Consider the following 15,690-nt stretch of genomic DNA (forward strand, 5'->3'; position numbering starts at 1 on the left):
GCGCCGGCTGCTCCGCCTGCGGCGACCGGGGTCAGATCGACGTCGGGATGTCGAGCCACGCACGGGCTGCCGGCGCAGCGCCGTCGCGCACCACGGTCCCCTCGATCAGGCCGTACGGGCGGTCCGCAGCGTAGAACACCTCGCCGGGGTTCTCGAGGCCGAACGGCGCGAGGTCGTACACGAAGTGGTGCTTGTTCGGCATCGCGAAGCGCACCTCCGCGAGTTCGGGGCGTGCCTGGATCGCCGCCTTGCCCATCTCCCACAGCGTCTGCTGCAGCGCGAGGGAGTGCACGGTGGCGAACGTCTCGAGCAGCACCTGCTGCACCTCTGCGTACAGCCCGTTGTAATCGATCCCCGCCTCGACCGCCTCCGGCAGGTACCGCCAGCGCGCCGTGACCGAGGTCGCCATCACCCGGTCGTCCGTCTCGACCAGGGTCGTGTAGCGGTCGCGGGGGAAGCCGGCGAATTCGCTGCCGGTGGTCTTCAGCACCACGAGGTCCTTCACGCCGCCCGTGACGTGGGTCGCGGCATCCACCACCTGCACCGTCGCCAGGCGCGTGCCCTGGCCCTTGCGCACGAACGAATGGTCGTGGGGCGAACCATCGACGACGATCCGCTCCCACTCGTACTGCTCGGCCTGCCAGAGGCCGCCCTCGATCCACTCGAACTCGCGCACGAAGTGCTCCGAGAGCCGCAGCAGGAACTGCTCCGGCGAGGGGATGCCGTGTTCCTTGGCGAACGCGTAGATGGTGTTCTTCTGCGTGTCCGTGGCGACCACCAGCGCATTGTCGCCCTGCAGGTAGGAGTCGGTGAGCGCCGCTCCCCGCAGCTGCGACGTGACGTTCAGATCGGCGATCTCGTGCCGGGCGGTGTCGCGCAGGACCCGTACGACCCTGTTCTCTGCCTTGCCGTACTTGTTGGCGCCGAGGCTGACGGACACATCACTCATGGCTAACTCCCCCTGTAGGTCGAGTAGGCGAACGGGCTGAGCAGCAACGGAACGTGGTAGTGGCGGCTGGAACCGTCGTCCGCGACCTCGACGATGAAGGTCACGGTGATGTAGGGGTAGAACGTCGGCACCTTTCGCGCCGCGAAGTACTCGCCGGTGAGGAACGTCAGCATGTAGTCCCCCGCCGGCAGCCGCTCCGGCCCGAGGGCGAGGCGCCCGTCGGCGTCGGTGCGGCCGTGGGCGAGCACCGAACCGCGCGCTTCGGCGAGCACGGCGGCTGCGGATGCCGCGGCGAGAACGACGTCGATGCCCTCGGCGGGGGCGCCCGTGGCGGCGTCGAGCACGTGGGTGGTGAGGTGGGAGGTCATGAGGCCGCCTTCGTGATCGGGATGTCATCGAGGCTCGAGCGCAGCCGCAGCACCGCGATCTCCGCCAGCTGCCCGAGCGCCTCGCGCTGCTCGGTCGACGGGTCGTTGCGGAGCCGTCGCTCCAGCTCGCCCAGCATCTGCTCGGGCGAACGCCCGGCGGCCCGGATGAGGAACACCCGGCCGAACCGGCGCTCGTAGGCCTCGTTGCCGGCGGCGATGCGGGCCGCGACATCGGAGGCAGCGGCATCCATCGACGACTGCTCACGACGGGATGCTGCGGCGTGGGCGCCGACTCCGCTCGGGCGCTCGCCGATGCGCGGGTGGTGTGCGAGCGCCGTCTCCAGGTCGGCGGCGTTCCAGCGCGCCGCCAGCGCCGCGGCGCGGGCTGCGAGCGTGTCCACGTCGGCATACGGCCGGCCCGACAGGATGGCTCCGATCCACCAGGGGATATCGGCCCAGAGCCGCACCACGACGGCCGCGTCCGCGGCATCCGCTGCGTTGAACTGCTCGAGGTGCATGCCGACCGCCTTCCGTGATGCGACCGTACCCCTCCGGCGTTTCGCCCGTGTGAAAACGCGGTACCGCCGCGGGCTCGAGAGGTCACAAACCCGTTACACGGCCGAAATCGGGGGCCTCCGCACCGGGAATAGCGTGGCCGCAGGACGCCACCGTCGCCGTTCCCCGCTCCATCCAGTCCCATCCCCCGCTGGAGGCATCGCATGGCCACAACCCTTCCCGCCGGGCACGCATTCGACACAGAAGTCGGTGCCGCCCCCCACCCGGGCCTCTACAACGAGGACCTGGCTCCGCTGGTGGAGTCCAAGCGCCGCTGGGGCGCGTTCGAGTTCTTCAACGTGTGGACGAACGACGTGCAGAGCCTCGCCGGCTACACGCTGGCCGCGAGCCTGTTCATCACCGCCGGCATCAACGGGTGGTGGGTGTTCGCGGCGATCATCCTCGCCGGATTCTTCGTCAACTTCCTCGTGAATCTGACGGGCAAGCCGAGCGTCAAGTACGGCATCCCCTACGCCGTCATGGCCCGCTCCAGCATGGGCGTGAAGGGCGCGCAGTTCCCCGCTCTCATCCGAGGAATCGTCGCGATCTTCTGGTACGGCGCGCAGACCTACTTCGCCTCCACCGCCGTCGCCCTCGCCCTCAACGCGATCTTCCTCAGCCCGGAGCTGCCCGAGTTCCTCGGGATGGACGTCATCGACTGGGTGTCCTACGTCTTCGTCGCCGCCCTGCAGGTCGTGCTGTTCCTCAAAGGCATCGCGTGGATCGAGAAATTCCTCAACTTCGCCGGCCCGGCCGTCTACGTCGTCATGATCGCGCTGCTGGTCGCCATCTGGGTGCAGGCGGGCGACCGGCTGCTGCCGGCGGTGGGGTCCATCTTCAACAACTCGTCGGTCGAGGGCTGGGCCGCCGTCGCCGCGTTCTTCGGGGTCATCGGCACGATGATCGCCTACTTCTCCGCCGTGATCATCAACTTCGGCGACTTCGCGCGGTTCTCCCGCAGCGAGAAGGCGATGCGCCGCGGCAACTTCTACGGCCTTCCGGTCAGCCTGACGTTCTTCACGTTCCTCAGCCTCTTCACCACCGCCGGCGCGTACATCGTGCTGCAGGGCGGCGAGGGCGAGCCGCTGACGAACCCCGCCGACATCGTCGGGCTCGTCGGCAACGTGTTCCTCACGATCATCGCGGCGATCACCTTCGTCGTCGCGACGATCGGCATCAACCTCGTCGCCAACTTCATCCCTCCGGCCTACGACCTGTCGAACCTCTCGCCGCAGCGGATCAGCTTCAAGACCGGCGGCTACCTGACGGCGGCGCTGGGCTTCGTGGTCGGAGCGCTGTGGGTTGCGACGATCAGCCAGATCGGGCTGCCGATGTTCGTCGACACCCTGGGCGCGATCCTCGCACCGCTCTACGGTGTACTCGTGGCCGACTACTACATCGTTCAGCGGCGCTCGGTGAAGGTCGCCGACCTGTTCTCGATGGACGAGGCCGGTCGCTACTTCTACCAGCGCGGCTGGAACGTGCGCGCGCTCCTTGCGATCGGCGTCGCGGCGATCTTCTCGATCGCAGCCGTGTGGGTGCCTGCGCTCAAGGACCTGAGCGGCTTCGCCTGGGTGATCGGGGCGGCGCTCGGTGCACTGCTGTACATCGCGGTGATGTGGTCGTACCGGGCGAAGACGGATGCCGCCGCTACGGCCACTGAGGGCGCCGACGTGTCGATCGGAGCCTGAGTGGGGGACCGCCGCCTCGTCATCCGCGCAGGAAGGACCTTCCTCGACGGCACCCTGCGCCCCGCCGCCGTCGTCGTCGAGGACAGACGCATCGCCGACGTCGTGGGCGGGCGGGATAAGGTCGCCGGCGCACGCCAGGTGCTCGTGCCCGATGACGCCGTGCTGCTGCCCGGGCTCGTCGACTCGCACGTGCACGTCAACGAGCCGGGCCGCACCGAGTGGGAGGGGTTCCGCTCCGCCACCCTCGCCGCCGCGGCGGGCGGGGTGACGACGATCGTCGACATGCCGCTCAACTCCCTGCCGCCGACGACGACGGCGGAGGCGCTCGGCGTCAAGAAGGCCGCCGCCGCCCCTTCCGCCTACATCGACGTCGGGTTCTGGGGTGGAGCGGTGCCCGAGAACCTGGGCAGGCTTGCCCCGCTGCACGTGGCGGGGGTGTACGGGTTCAAGTGCTTCCTCTCACCCTCCGGCGTGGACGAGTTCCCGCACCTCGACCGAGCCCAGCTGCTCGCCGCCATGGAGGAGGTCGCCGCGCTCGGATCGCGGCTGATCGTGCACGCCGAAGACCCGGCGCTGCTCGCCGCGGACGGGGCTCTCGGCCGCGAGTACTCGGCGTTCCTCGCCTCGCGCCCGGCCGAGAGCGAGGCATCCGCCATCGATGCGGTCATCGATGCGGCACGGCGCACGGGCGCCCGCGCCCACATCCTGCACCTGAGCGACGCACACTCCCTCCCCGCCATCCGTGCGGCCAAGGCCGCGGGCGTGGCGCTGACGGTCGAGACCTGCCCGCACTACCTGACGATCGTGGCGGAGGAGATCCCCGACGGCGCCAGCGAGTTCAAGTGCTGCCCCCCGATCCGGGGATCGGCGAACCGCGACCTGCTGTGGGACGGGATCGTCGACGGCACCATCGACGCGATCGTCAGCGACCACTCGCCCTCCACGGTCGACCTCAAGCGGTCCGGCGAGGGCGACTTCGGGTTGGCGTGGGGCGGCATCGCCGGCCTGCAGGTGGGCCTGTCGGCCGTGTGGACCGAGGCGCGCGACCGCGGCATCCCGCTCGAGCGCATCCTGCCGCTCTTCACGACGGGCCCCGCGGGCGTCGCCGGGCTCGAGGGCGCGGGGGTGATCGCGCCCGGAGCGCCGGCCCACCTCACCGTCTTCGGGGTCGATGACCCCCTCGTGATCGATGCGCGGCGGCTGCTGCACAAGAACCCGATCACCGCCTACGACCACCGCGTGCTGAGCGGCCGCATCCGCCGCACCTGGCTGCACGGCAAGGCGATCTACAACGTCACCGAGGGCGGGCCGGGAGAGGCCCCGGAGTTCCGCGGCAAGCCCCGCGGTCGGCTGCTCTCGGCGCGGGCGACCGCGTCGGCGTGATGGGTCGAGCCCGCGCGCCCGGCACGCGGATGCAGTTGGATGGGGGGATGGTCGGCGTCATGGAGATCCTGCAGCCCGGCGTGGGCGAGATCCCCGCGGCGCACTACCTGCGCGCGACGCCGCACACCGTGCTGTGGGGCAGGCTGCCGTGCGAGACGGATGCCACGGTGCTGAGCATCGCGTCGGGCGAGAGCGTCACGATCGACACCGTCAGCCACGAGGGCGTGCTCGAGGACCAGGGCAAGGACCCCATCGCCTACTTCGGCGGGCACGGCGTGCCCGCGGCATCCGTCCTGGAGGATGCCATCGCGATCGCAGCGAGCCTCGCCCGCGACCCGGAGTCCGACGGCCCGCACGTCGTCACCGGCCCCATCCACGTCGAGGGCGCGCAGCCGGGCGATCTGCTGAAGATCACGGTCGAGCGGCTGCAGCCGCGCGTGCCATACGGGGTCATCTCGAACCGGCACGGCAAGGGCGCGCTCGCCGGGCTGCTGCCCCGTGCCCTGACCACGATGTCGGTGTTCACGCCCGTCGAGCAGCGGCCTGAGGGGCTCGTCGGCGTGCTTCCGGTGACCGATGGAGGACCGCGGATCGTGGAGTTCCCGCTCGCCCCCTTCCTCGGCACGATGGGCGTGGCGGTGGCCGGGAACGAGCGCCCCCACTCGGTGCCGCCGGGGTCGCACGGCGGAAACATCGACATCAATCTGCTGGTCGAAGGCGCCGTCCTGTACCTGCCGGTGCAGGTGGCCGGCGCGCTCGCCTACGTCGGCGACCCGCACTTCGCGCAGGGCGACGGCGAGGTGGCGCTCACCGCACTCGAGGCATCGCTGCGAGCCACGCTGCGCTTCGACGTCGTGCCGCGCGCCGAGGCGCTGAGCGAGTTCGGCGAGATCACCGGGCCGCTCGTGCGGACGCCCGAGTACCTCGTGCCGACCGGCCTCGATCCGGATCTCAACGAGGCGATGCGCCGCTGCGTGCGGGCCGCGCTCTCGCTTCTGCAGGCGCGGTGGAGCCTCGAGGAGCACCTGGCCTACGCGTATCTCAGCGCCGCTACCGACTTCGACATCTCGCAGGTCGTCGACATCGTCTGCGGGGTGCACGCGCGCATTCGCGAGGCGGACTTCCGGCGTGTCGACCGCGGCCGGGACGGCGGGGAGGCCGGGACCGGATGACTGAGACGCCCCCTGGTACCGCCGGCGGCGGCATCCCGGCCGACCTGCGTGACGCCTTCGACGCCTACGAGCGGGCCATCATGGCGAACGACCTCGACGCGCTCGACGCCTCGTTCGCCCCGGGTGACGGCACGCTGCGGGGCGACTCGGCCGGCCTACTCGTGGGCCACGACGCCATCCAGGCCTTCCGCGGCATGCGCGGGGGCGTGCCGTCGCGGGTGATCGAGCGCATCGAGTACCGGCCTCTCGCGCCGGATGTCGCGCTTCTCGTCTCGGTCTCCCGGTTCTCCGGTGGCGGCACCGGGCTGCAGACGCAGGTGTGGCAGCGGATCGACGACAGGTGGCTGATCACGGCCGCACACGTCACACCCCGCGCCCAGCCGTTCGACCGCTCGGTGTGGCGGACCGTCGGCGATCCGCTCTGGCAGGGTGCATGGAACGGGCCGCTCGCGGGGCTCAGCGTCGCGGTGAAGGACCTGTTCGCCATCAAGGGGTACCGGATCGGTGCCGGCAACCCCGCGTTCCTCGACGACGCCCGGCCCGAGACCACGACAGCACCGGCGGTCAGCGACCTGCTCAGGGGCGGTGCGTCGCTGAGGGGCATCGCGCGCACCGACGAGTTCGCGTACAGCATCGCCGGCGACAACGCGCATTACGGGACACCGCCCAACGGTGCGCTCCCCGGCGCCCTGCCGGGTGGGTCATCGAGCGGACCGGCATCCGCGGTCGCCACTGGGCAGGCCGACGTCGGCCTCGCGACCGACACGGCGGGCTCCGTGCGGGTGCCCGCGTCGTACCAGGGGCTGTGGGGACTCCGCACCACGCACGGCCTCGTCCCCCGCCAGGGACTGCTGCCCCTTGCGCAGTCCTTCGACACCGTCGGGTGGCTGACCCGCGACGGTGAGACGCTGCAGCGCGTGGCCGATTGGTGTCTGAGCTATGACGGCTCGCCCTCCACCGACCGCGCCTACGGCGCCTCGGAGTCGGACCTGCCGTGGCGCTTCGCGGTGCCCGCAGAGGTGCGGGCATCGATCGAACCGGAGACGCTCGCGGAGTTCGACCGGATGCTCGATCGGCTGCGCAATGAGGAGGCCGAGGCCGTGGCATCCGTCTCGCTCGGCGATCTCGACGACTACCTCGCGCCCTTCCGCACGGTGCAGGGTGCGGAGGCGTGGCGCAACAACGGCGACTGGCTGCGCGCACATCCCGATGCGGTCGGTGCCGCGGTGGCCGAGCGCTTCCGTGCGGCGTCGGAGGTGACGGCCGAGGACGAGGCATCCGCACGGGCGGCCCTTGCCCCACTGCGCGAGCGGATGCGTTCCCTCGTCGCCGAGACCGTGCTGATCCTGCCGACCGTGCCTGGACCGGCGCCGATGCGCACGTCGGAGAGCGGGCGCATCGACGTCGTGCGTCGCGAAACCCTGCGGATGACGACCCCGGCGGCGATCGCCGGGCTCCCGAGCATCTCCATCCCGCTGCTCACCGTGCCCTCCGCGCTCGGCCCCGCGCCCGTCGGCGTCTGCCTCATCGCGCCGGCCGGCACCGACATCGCCCTCGTGCGTCTCGCGCGCCGGCTTGCCGACACCCTGGAGACCCCGTGAGCGTTGCGTGCGCTGTGCCCGGTGCACGGCATCTCGTCGAGTGCACGAGCTGGTCGCGCGACCACGCCGTACGCTCGGCGCGAGGTCGTGTCCTCGGCGACGTTTCAGCAAGGAGAACGCATGACCGAATTGGCGATCCCCGGCCCGATCGACCCGCCGCCCCGGCTGCTGATGGGACCCGGTCCCATCAGCGCCTACCCCAGCGTGCTGCGCGCGATGTCGGCGCCGCTCGTCGGGCAGTACGACCCGTTCATGACGGCCACGATGAACGAGACGCAGGAGCTCTACCGCCGGGTGTGGGGCACTCGGAACGAGGCGACGCTGCTGGTGGACGGCACCTCCCGCGCCGGCATCGAGGCGGCGATGGTGTCGCTCATCCGTCCGGGCGATCGCGTGCTCGTTCCCGTCTTCGGACGCTTCGGGCACCTCCTCGCAGAGATCGCCGAACGCGCGATGGCCGAGGTGCACACGATCGAGGTGCCCTGGGGGCAGGTGTTCCCGGCATCCGTCCTCGACGAGGCGCTCGCCAGGGTGAAGCCGCACCTGCTCGCCCTCGTACAGGGCGACACCTCCACGACGATGAACCAGCCGCTCGACGAGGTCGGCGCCCTGTGCCGAAAGCACGGGGCCCTGTTCTACACCGACGCCACCGCGTCGCTCGGAGGCAACCCGTTCGAGCTCGACGAGTGGGGTGTGGATGCCGCGACCGCCGGCCTGCAGAAGTGCCTCGGCGGGCCATCCGGATCGGCGCCGATCAGCCTGTCCGCGCGCGCGGTCGAGGTGGTCCGTTCGCGCGCCAAGGTGGAAGCGGGCATCCGGGAGCCGGGTGACGCCGACGCGCCGGACTTCATCCGCTCGAACTACTTCGACCTCGGCATGATCCTCGAGTACTGGGGACCGCGGCGCCTGAACCACCACACCGAGGCCACGTCGATGCTCTACGCCGCCCGCGAGTGCGCCCGGGTGCTGCTGGTCGAGGGACGCGACACGGTCATCGAGCGGCATCGGCTGCACGGCGCCGCGATGCTCGCCGGCGTCGGCGGGCTGGGCCTCGCGGTGTTCGGTGACGTCGGACACAAGATGAACAACGTCGTCGCCGTGCACATCCCCGACGGTGTGCCGGGCGATGCCGCGCGCGCAGCGATGCTCGAGGACTTCGGCATCGAGATCGGCACGTCCTTCGGCCCGCTGCACGGCAAGGTCTGGCGCATCGGGACGATGGGCTACAACGCGCGCAACGACGCCGTGCTGCAGACGTTGGCGGCGCTGGAGGTCGTGCTGAGCCGGTTCGGGGTCTCACTCCCGACGGGCGGCGGCGTCGAGGCGGCGATGGACGTGTATCGCGACACCGGCGGCGACTGAACCGTGCTCACCCGCCTGCCTTCGCTCGCCCCCGATGTGTTCGAGGGCGCGGCGCGGCGCGTGATGGCGCGGTGCGACGAGCTGGCGCGGGTGTCGGCGACCTCGGGGGCGATCGAGCGCGTGTACCTCTCGCCCGAGCACGCGCGGGTGAACCGGCTGGCGGCCGAGTGGATGCGCGAGCTCGGGATGACGACATGGCAGGATGCCGCCGGCAACCAGGTGGGGCGGCTCGACCCTTCGACAAGCTCAGGGACCGGATGGCCCGCGCTGCTGCTCGGCTCACACCTCGACACGGTGCCCGACGCGGGGCGGTTCGACGGGATCATCGGCGTGCTGATGGCGCTCGAGGTCGTGCGGCTCCTGAGGGGAGCCGCGGCATCCTGGCCCTTCGCCCTCGAGGTGATCGCGTTCTCGGACGAAGAGGGCACCCGCTTCGGCAAGGCGCTGCTCGGCTCGTCGGCCGTGGCCGGGCAGTGGGACGACGCCTGGTGGGCGCACACGGATGCCGATGGCACCACGCTCCGCGAGGCCTTCCTCGAGTTCGGGCTCGACCCAGGAAGAATCGGCGAGGCCGCGCGGCGGCCCGACGAGCTCGTCGGATACCTCGAGGCGCACATCGAGCAGGGCCCGGAGCTCGATCGCCGCGGCGAGTCGCTGGCCGTCGTGTCGTCGATCGCGAGCGCGCGGCGCTTCCAGCTCGTGGTCGAGGGCGAGGCGCGCCACGCCGGCGGGACCCCCTACGACATGCGCCGCGATGCGCTCCTCGGTGCGAGCGAGGCGGCGCTCGCCGTCGAGCGCATCTGCCTCGGGGAGCACCACGTGATCGGCACCGTGGGGCAGCTCGAGGCCTTCCCCGGCGCCGTCAACATCGTCCCCGGCGAGGCGCACTTCAGCCTCGACCTGCGGGGAGAGTTCGACGGCTCCCGCGACCGGGTCTGGGATGCGATCTCGCTGGAGCTCGACGGGATCATGCGCCGCCGGGGCCTGCGGTGGCAGGCGCGCGAGATCCACAACGCGGCCGCGGTGATGTGCGCCCCGCTGCTGCGTGACATCGTGCGCGAGGGCATCCTCTCGACCCTGCCGGACGGCGCGGCGGAGCCCGCCACCATCTTCAGCCGGGCCGGCCACGACGCGATGGCCATCGGGGCGATCACCGATGTCGGGATGCTGTTCCTGCGCAACCCCGACGGCATCAGCCATCACCCGGACGAGTCGGTCAGCGCCCCTGATGTCGCCCTGGGCATCCGGGCCCTCGCCGAATCGGTCCTGCACCTCGCCGCTGAACCGCGCTGAGAGCCCCCGCGGGAGACCGCGCTGACGCGTCCCTGCGCGGACCGCGGGAACACACGGGAGGAGATCCGGGCTGCGGAGGACCGATCGCGGGGCTTCTCTCCCTCCGCAACCCGGATCTCCTCCCGTAACGCCGCCCCGTCGACCGACCCGCCGTCGGATTCGCCGATCGGCCCACCGACCGACCCGCCGGCCGGCCCACCGACGGACCCGCGGACCGAATCGCCGGCCCGCGCCGCGCCTCAGCGCTGGGCGGTCGACATTCCCATCCGCGCGAGCACCGCGGTCTCCGCCACCTGTACGAGGTTGTAGAGCACGAGCGTGATGAGGGTGATGAGCGCCACCGATGCCCAGAGATCGTCGAACCGGGCCGACGCGCTGAACTTCTGGATCATCCCGCCGATGCCCTGACCGGTCGAGAGCCACTCGGCGAGCAGGGCGCCCGTCACCGCACCAGGGACGGAGACGCGGGCGGCCGCGAAGAGCGACGGCGTCGCCCCGGGGATGCTGACCTTGCGCAGCCCCGTCAACCGGCCGCCGCCGTAGACGTGCACAAGGTCGAGGCTCTCTTGGCTCGCGCGGCTCAGGCCGAACAGGATCGCCGCGAGGGCGGGGAACAGCACCACGATGCTGACGATCACGGCGACGGAGGCCGTCGTTCCGCGACCGGTGATCAGGATGATGACGGGTGCGATCGCGACGAGCGGCACGCTGCGCAGCAGCAGGGCGAGTGGCATCACCCCGGCCTCGATGGCCCGGGACAGGGAGAAGAGCACGGCCATCACGATGGCCAGCAGCATCCCGACGACGAAACCCAGCGCGGCATCCTGCAGCGTCTGCACCACGAGCGGCGACAGCTCGGCGCGGTTCGCGGCCGCACTGCCCGGCTCGTCGCCGTCGACGAAGAGGAACTGCCAGACCTCCAGCGGCCCCTTGGCCACGTAGGGCGAAACGCTCGTGAAGCTGATCACCGCCTGCCAGAGTGCGACGACGATCACGAGGGTCAGCACGGCATTGAGCACGGCGCGGCCGACGGCCTTTCCTGTGGCGTTCACGACTGAGTCTTTCCCGAGATCCACGGCGTGACGAGCCGCGAGAGCAGCCCGAACGCTCCGTAGCCGATCAGGGCGACGACCGCGCAGAGCAGGAACACCGCCCACACCCGTGCGGAGTCCAGGTCGCCCTGCAGCTTGATCAGCGTGATGCCGACCCCGCGGTCGATGGCGCCCATGTACTCGCCGAGCACGGCGCCGAGGAACGCGCTGGGCACGGCGATCTGCAGGGCGTTGAGGATCGACGGCAGCGCCGCGATCAGGCGCACCTTGCGCAGCTGCGTGAACCGTGTGCCCCCGTAGACCCGCACGACGTCGAGGCTCGCCTTGTCGGCGGCCCGGAAGCCGAGCAGCGCTCCGACGACGGTGGTGAAGAACACCGCGAGGGCCGCGAGGAAGATCGCGGTAGAGCTGGGATCGCCCGGCCGCTTCGCGCCACCCAGGATGACGATGGCGAGGCCACCCACGGCCACCACCGGCAGGCAGTAGCTGACGACGGCGACCTGCGTCACCACGGTCTCGATGCGGGGAAAGAGAAGAACGGTGGATGCCAGCAGCAGGGCGAGCGCGTTGCCCCAGACGAACCCGATCGCCGCCTCGGTGATGGTCACCTGGAACACCGTCCAGTACGGCGCGAGGCCGTCCTGGACGAGCGTCTGCAGCACCGTCCACGGGGTCGGCACCGGCGTGAAGGTCGTCCCCTCCGGCGGCACGAACACCGTCACGGCGAACAGCCACCACGCGGCGATGAGCGCTACGGCCCCGATCACGCCGGCGAGCCAGCCCGGCATGCCTTTCGCGGCCTTCATCAGGCCTCCGCGGCGGCTTTGCCCGACGAGCCGAAAAGCAGTTCGGATGCCTCGTCCACGAGCGCGTGGAACTCCGGCGTGCGCTGCATCTCGGGCGTGCGGGGCCTCGGCAGATCGACGTCGATGATCTCCTTGATCCGCCCCGGACGGGGCGACATGACCGCCACCTGGTCGGAGAGGAAGATCGCCTCGGAGATGCCGTGCGTCACGAGCAGGGTGGTTGCGGGCTTCTCGGTCCAGATGCGCAGCAGCTCGAGGTTCAGGTTCTGCCGGGTCATGTCATCGAGGGCGCCGAACGGCTCGTCGAGCAGCAGCACGGATGGCTTCAGCGCCAGCGCGCGCGCGATCGAGACGCGCTGCCGCATCCCGCCGCTCAGCGTCGCCGGCTTCGCCTTCTCGAAGCCGGTCAGCCCGACGAGGGCGATCAGCTCGTCGATGTAGCCCTGATCGGGCCTGCGCCCGGCCACCTCGAACGGCAGTCGGATGTTCGCTGCGACGCTGCGCCACGGCAGCAGGGCGTGGTCCTGGAACGCGATGCCCAGTTCGCTGGCGGCGCGCAGCTCGTGCGGCGTCTTTCCGTCGACCCTTATCTCCCCGGATGTCGGCGCGTCGAGGTCGGCGAGGATGCGGAGGATCGTCGACTTGCCGCAGCCCGAAGGGCCGAGCAGGGCGAGGAAGGAACCCTTGTCGGTGTGCAGGTGCGTGTCCTGCAGGGCGGTGACGCTCTTGCCGCGGCCGGTGGCGAACGTCTTGCTGAGACCATCGATCCGGATGCCGGTGCCCGCGAGGGCCCCGGCATCCGGAACGGCAGAGGTGGTGATGTCGACCATGAGACCTATCGCGGGTCGGGACCCCTGCTCAGGGCAGGTAGTCCTTGAGCTCGGGCGACTCGGCGTAGATCTCGTCGATGATGCTCGTGTCGAACAGGTCGTCGACCGAGACCTCCCACCCGGCGGCGGCGAGGGAGTCGACGGTCTGCTGCTTGAGGTCGTCCGAGATGGTGAAGAGTCCGTTCGCCTCGGTCTCGTCGGTGGAGATCAGGAGCTTCTCCGCCTCGAGTCCGAGTGCGGTCTTCTCGGGGTCGAGAGCACCGAAGACCGACTCGAGTCCCTCTTCGGACTCATCGGCCGCCTGGTTGTAGTACTTCTCGATCAGCGCCACCACGTCGTCGGTCGACCCGGTGAACACGTCGGTCCAGCCCTTGATCTCGGCGGTCAGGAAGGCCTTCAGCAGGTCTTCGTTCTCGGCGAGGTACTGGTCGGTGACGGTGAACGTCTCGGCCACGTACGGCACCCCGTTCTCGGCGTAGGAGAGGTTCGCCACCTCGTACCCGGCCAGCTCGACCGTCAGCGCCTCGTTGGTGAGGTAGGCCATGAAGCCGTCGACATCGCCGTTCATCAGCGGGGTCGGGTCGAAGTCGACCGGCACGACATTGACGTCGGCCGGGTCGATGCCGTTGGCGTTCAGCAGCGCGGCGAACACGCTCGCGTTGGAGTCCTGAACGCCGATCGTCTTGCCGACGAGGTCCTCGGGAGTGAGGATGTTGCCCCCGTCCGCGAGCGACAGGATCGTGAAGGGGTTCTTCTGGAAGGTCGCGCCGATGATCTTCAGCGGGGCGTCCTGCTCGGCGATCGCCGCGCCGACGGATGCCGCGTCGCTGAGCGCCACCTGCACCGTGCCGGAGAGCAGCTTCGCGACACCGGTGTCGGGGCCGGAGATGCCGATGACCTCGTCGAAGCCTGCCTCCTCGTAGTAGCCGTTCTCGTACGCGTGGAACTCACCGGCGAACTCCTCGTTCTTGATCCACGAGTACTGCACGCTGATCTCGCCGTAGCCCGCTTCCGCGTCCGAGGACGACTCGCCCGCTGCGGCGCCGTTGCCCGCGCAGCCGGCGAGCAGAAGCGCGGTCGCCGAGGCCGCTGCGACGAATGCGGCGAGGCGGGCGCGCCTCGAGAAGGTGCGGTGTGATGACATTCGGGTGTCCTCCAAGAAGTGTGGTCGCCCTGAACGTAGACCGGCGAGGTTTCGGTTGCACCGCCGCCGTGTTTCCGCGGTGTGAAGGCCGTGCTCCGACGGCGGCGGATGCTGGACGCGGCGGGCAAGCGTGCCCAGAATGGGCAGGGTGGCCGACGTAGACGACAAGCTGCGCGCGGAGCTGAAAGAACAGCTCCGCCACAGACTGCGGCCCTTGGGGGGGGCATGGCCCGTCAGAGCGCGACCGCGCGACCACACCGCTGGAACTCCTCTACGACCTCACCTACGTCGTCGCGTTCGCCGCGGCCGCCGACCAGCTCGCTCACGGCGTCGTGGCCGGCGAAGTGGTCCCTGCTCTGGGGGCGTACATCTTCGCCGTGTTCGCGGTCAGCTGGGCATGGATGAACTTCACGTGGTTCTCCTCTGCCTACGGCAATGACGATGCGCTGTTCCGCGTCGCGACCATCGTTCAGATGGTCGGTGTCATCGTGCTCACCTTCGGATTGCCGGTGAGCTTCTCCGCCGCCGCGCACGGTGAGAGCCCGAACAATGCGCTCATGGTCATCGGCTACGTCATCATGCGCGTTCCGCTCATCGGACTCTGGCTCCGCGCCGCCCGCGAGGATGCGGCGCACCGAAGAATCGCCGTGGCATATGCGATCATGATTGCCGTCGCACAGGTCGGCTGGATCCTCACCGCGGTACTTCCTCTTCCCGTCGACGCCACCATCGTCGCGCTCGTCGTGCTCGCCGTTGCAGAGATGGCCGCGCCCGTGATTGCGGAACGACAGCTGGGGTTCGCGCCGTGGAATGCCGGACACGTCGCCGAGCGCTTCGCCCTCCTCACGATCATCACGATCGGTGAGATGATCGCCGCCACGACCGCGGCCGTGGGTGCGCTGACCGCGGAAGAAGGCTGGTCGGTGGGAGCCGTCACTGTCATCACGGCCGGACTCGTCCTTGCCGCCGCGCTCTGGTGGGCATACTTCTTGATTCCCTCCCGTACCATCCTCGAGCGCTGGCCGGAGCGGATCTTCGCATGGCGATACGCGCACCTGCCGATGTTCGGTTCGATGGCGGCGGTCGGAGCTGGCCTGCACATCGCAGCCGAAGCGGTGGAAGACGACGAGACGACGGTCCTGGTGGTCGCGCTCGCGCTCGCGATCCCGGTGGCCGCGGTCATCGTCACGGTCTTCCTGACGTGGAGCGTCCTCATGAAGACGTACGACCTCACCCACGTTCCTCTCTTCGTCGCCGCGCTGGTGCCGCTGGTCGCCGCCGTCGTCGTCGCCGCGTCCACCGCGGGGTCCGTCGAGCAAGCGACGGTCTCATCCAACATCAGCACCCTCGTCGTGGTGATCGCCCTCATCGCCGCCAGCGCGGTCATCGAAGTGGTCGGGCACGAGCTCGTCGGGTACCGGCACACCATTCGAGCCCTACGCGTGAGCAGCGATCGCGTGGACTGAGGGCGGCGGCGACCTCTC

At 70.2% G+C, this 15,690-nt stretch carries 14 protein-coding genes; 7 read left to right on the top strand and 7 right to left on the bottom strand.

The features are described from left to right. Positions 1–31: 31 nt before the first annotated feature. The 3 genes from pucL to uraD are packed head-to-tail and all read right to left on the bottom strand — an operon-like array spanning position 32 to position 1,835. Entirely contained in the window at positions 32–949 is a 918-nt protein-coding gene (gene pucL / locus ACPW96_RS15910; protein WP_425884241.1) for a factor-independent urate hydroxylase, read from the bottom strand. Positions 950–951: 2 nt separating this feature from the next. Further along, positions 952–1,317, bottom strand: a complete 366-nt coding sequence (gene uraH / locus ACPW96_RS15915; protein WP_425822095.1) for a hydroxyisourate hydrolase — start codon at positions 1,315–1,317, stop codon at positions 952–954. Then, positions 1,314–1,835, bottom strand: coding sequence for a 2-oxo-4-hydroxy-4-carboxy-5-ureidoimidazoline decarboxylase (uraD, locus tag ACPW96_RS15920; protein ID WP_425884243.1), 522 nt, complete (start codon positions 1,833–1,835; stop codon positions 1,314–1,316). The genes uraH and uraD overlap by 4 nt, the downstream gene beginning before the upstream one ends. A gap of 201 nt (positions 1,836–2,036) precedes the next feature. On the opposite strand from uraD, the gene ACPW96_RS15925 reads away from it, so the two are divergent. From ACPW96_RS15925 to ACPW96_RS15950, 6 genes are all read left to right on the top strand, one after another. Then, a complete protein-coding gene (locus ACPW96_RS15925; RefSeq protein WP_425822091.1) occupies positions 2,037–3,563 on the top strand; it encodes an NCS1 family nucleobase:cation symporter-1 in 1,527 nt (508 codons plus the stop codon). Next, positions 3,564–4,946, top strand: coding sequence for an allantoinase AllB (allB, locus tag ACPW96_RS15930; RefSeq protein ID WP_425822089.1), 1,383 nt, complete (start codon positions 3,564–3,566; stop codon positions 4,944–4,946). It begins immediately after the preceding gene. Between the two features lie 47 nt (positions 4,947–4,993). Further along, complete coding sequence (locus tag ACPW96_RS15935; RefSeq protein WP_425884245.1) at positions 4,994–6,118, top strand: acetamidase/formamidase family protein; 1,125 nt, start codon at positions 4,994–4,996, stop codon at positions 6,116–6,118. Further along, positions 6,115–7,719, top strand: coding sequence for an AtzH-like domain-containing protein (locus ACPW96_RS15940; protein WP_425884246.1), 1,605 nt, complete (start codon positions 6,115–6,117; stop codon positions 7,717–7,719). The genes ACPW96_RS15935 and ACPW96_RS15940 overlap by 4 nt, the downstream gene beginning before the upstream one ends. A gap of 120 nt (positions 7,720–7,839) precedes the next feature. Continuing rightward, complete coding sequence (locus tag ACPW96_RS15945; protein ID WP_425884248.1) at positions 7,840–9,081, top strand: pyridoxal-phosphate-dependent aminotransferase family protein; 1,242 nt, start codon at positions 7,840–7,842, stop codon at positions 9,079–9,081. Between the two features lie 3 nt (positions 9,082–9,084). Then, positions 9,085–10,374, top strand: coding sequence for an allantoate amidohydrolase (locus ACPW96_RS15950; RefSeq protein WP_425822085.1), 1,290 nt, complete (start codon positions 9,085–9,087; stop codon positions 10,372–10,374). 239 nt (positions 10,375–10,613) lie between these two features. Here ACPW96_RS15950 and ACPW96_RS15955 read toward each other — a convergent pair whose 3' ends face one another. The 4 genes from ACPW96_RS15955 to ACPW96_RS15970 are packed head-to-tail and all read right to left on the bottom strand — an operon-like array spanning position 10,614 to position 14,206. Next, positions 10,614–11,426: an ABC transporter permease gene (locus ACPW96_RS15955; RefSeq protein WP_425884250.1), complete on the bottom strand. Its 813-nt coding sequence runs from the start codon at positions 11,424–11,426 to the stop codon at positions 10,614–10,616. After that, positions 11,423–12,232, bottom strand: coding sequence for an ABC transporter permease (locus ACPW96_RS15960; protein ID WP_425884251.1), 810 nt, complete (start codon positions 12,230–12,232; stop codon positions 11,423–11,425). The genes ACPW96_RS15955 and ACPW96_RS15960 overlap by 4 nt, the downstream gene beginning before the upstream one ends. Continuing rightward, positions 12,232–13,062: an ABC transporter ATP-binding protein gene (locus ACPW96_RS15965; RefSeq protein WP_425884253.1), complete on the bottom strand. Its 831-nt coding sequence runs from the start codon at positions 13,060–13,062 to the stop codon at positions 12,232–12,234. Before ACPW96_RS15965 ends, ACPW96_RS15960 begins: the two co-directional genes overlap by 1 nt. A gap of 28 nt (positions 13,063–13,090) precedes the next feature. Continuing rightward, entirely contained in the window at positions 13,091–14,206 is a 1,116-nt protein-coding gene (locus ACPW96_RS15970) for an ABC transporter substrate-binding protein (RefSeq protein WP_425822077.1), read from the bottom strand. Positions 14,207–14,466: 260 nt separating this feature from the next. On the opposite strand from ACPW96_RS15970, the gene ACPW96_RS15975 reads away from it, so the two are divergent. Continuing rightward, positions 14,467–15,672, top strand: a complete 1,206-nt coding sequence (locus tag ACPW96_RS15975) for a low temperature requirement protein A (protein ID WP_425884445.1) — start codon at positions 14,467–14,469, stop codon at positions 15,670–15,672. The last annotated feature ends 18 nt before the right edge of the window (positions 15,673–15,690 follow it).

The organism is Micromonospora sp. DT81.3, assembly GCF_049847225.1.
Lineage (GTDB): Bacteria > Actinomycetota > Actinomycetes > Actinomycetales > Microbacteriaceae > Microbacterium.

Bases quoted from the DNA above. Each gene is read 5' to 3' on its own strand.
- ACPW96_RS15965 (WP_425884253.1), bottom strand. From the start codon at position 13,062: ATGGTCGACATCACCACCTCTGCCGTTCCGGATGCCGGGGCCCTCGCG.
- ACPW96_RS15940 (WP_425884246.1), top strand. From the start codon at position 6,115: ATGACTGAGACGCCCCCTGGTACCGCCGGCGGCGGCATCCCGGCCGAC.
- uraH (WP_425822095.1), bottom strand. From the start codon at position 1,317: ATGACCTCCCACCTCACCACCCACGTGCTCGACGCCGCCACGGGCGCC.
- ACPW96_RS15945 (WP_425884248.1), top strand. From the start codon at position 7,840: ATGACCGAATTGGCGATCCCCGGCCCGATCGACCCGCCGCCCCGGCTG.
- ACPW96_RS15960 (WP_425884251.1), bottom strand. From the start codon at position 12,232: ATGAAGGCCGCGAAAGGCATGCCGGGCTGGCTCGCCGGCGTGATCGGG.
- ACPW96_RS15970 (WP_425822077.1), bottom strand. From the start codon at position 14,206: ATGTCATCACACCGCACCTTCTCGAGGCGCGCCCGCCTCGCCGCATTC.
- ACPW96_RS15935 (WP_425884245.1), top strand. From the start codon at position 4,994: ATGGTCGGCGTCATGGAGATCCTGCAGCCCGGCGTGGGCGAGATCCCC.
- pucL (WP_425884241.1), bottom strand. From the start codon at position 949: ATGAGTGATGTGTCCGTCAGCCTCGGCGCCAACAAGTACGGCAAGGCA.
- uraD (WP_425884243.1), bottom strand. From the start codon at position 1,835: ATGCACCTCGAGCAGTTCAACGCAGCGGATGCCGCGGACGCGGCCGTC.
- ACPW96_RS15925 (WP_425822091.1), top strand. From the start codon at position 2,037: ATGGCCACAACCCTTCCCGCCGGGCACGCATTCGACACAGAAGTCGGT.